Origin of the sequence: Thalassoroseus pseudoceratinae (assembly GCF_011634775.1) — a bacterium.
In the GTDB taxonomy this organism is placed as follows: Bacteria; Planctomycetota; Planctomycetia; order Planctomycetales; family Planctomycetaceae; genus Thalassoroseus; species Thalassoroseus pseudoceratinae.
Map to the genome: position 1 here is coordinate 1 of NZ_JAALXT010000017.1, position 985 is coordinate 985.

The window sequence follows — 985 nt, forward strand, 5'->3', positions numbered from 1 at the left end:
CCCTTCTATGATTGTTGCATCGCCGATGCTGATTGTGGCCGCGTCATCGTTTTGGATCGACTTGGATGCCGACGTTGTGCCAAGGTTGGCCGTTCCGCTGCCCGCTTCGGATGGATTGGAAAGCGTGACAACAATCGTTTCGTCCAGCTCGACCAACACATCCCCCAAGACATCGAGCGTAATCGTTTTCGTAGTTTCATTGGGGGCGAACATTACCGTGCCGGTTAACCCGGTCGCTCCCGAGGTTCCACCGATGTTGTTGAAATCGCTGCCGTTGGTCGCGGAACCGGTGATCGCGAAATCGACTTGGCTGGCGTAGTTCGTGTTTCCTGTCTTGGTAATTGTGAACGTGCGCGGGCTGGGGCCGGCGTTTTGTTCGTCAAAGGTCTCATCGCCGGTGACGCTGAAAGTCGCCGTGCCGCCGAACACGGTGACCACGAAACTTTGCGTGGCCGTCAGTCCACCGGCATCCTGGGCTTGCACAGTCACGGTGGCTGTTCCCGCGCCCGTCGGAGCGAAGTCGATGGTCAGCGTGTCGGCGGTGTTGTCCACGCTCGTCGAGAAGAACGCGGGATCGGCGCTGGTCACCGAGTAAACCAAATCGGCGTCCGCCGTTTCCGCATCGGCGAAGAAGTCATGGAGATTGATGACGCGATCAGCAGCATTCGGGTCTTCCTGCTGATTCGTATCGGCAATCGTGCCGGTCGCAGTCGGCGGTGTATTGACCGGGCCGCCCTGGATGCGAAAGACTTCATCACCGATTCCCGTATCTGTGGCCTCCAAAATCAGGTCGCCATTGAAAATAACTAGGTCGCCGTTAGGATCCTTTTCCACACTCGGGAAGCCGTCATCATTACCATTCAGATTAGTTTCGAGTTCGTACTGTCCGGTGGAGGTGTTGTACTCGAACAATTCTCGCCCGACATTACTCTCCATCACCGCGAACAAGCGGTTGTTGAATACGAACTGCTCGGTCAGGTTCGAT

At 56.5% G+C, this 985-nt stretch carries 1 protein-coding gene; it reads right to left on the minus strand.

All coding sequences use genetic code 11. The features are described from left to right. On the minus strand, nt 1-985 hold a 985-nt coding region (locus G6R38_RS27730), incomplete at both ends, for a Calx-beta domain-containing protein (protein WP_206028772.1).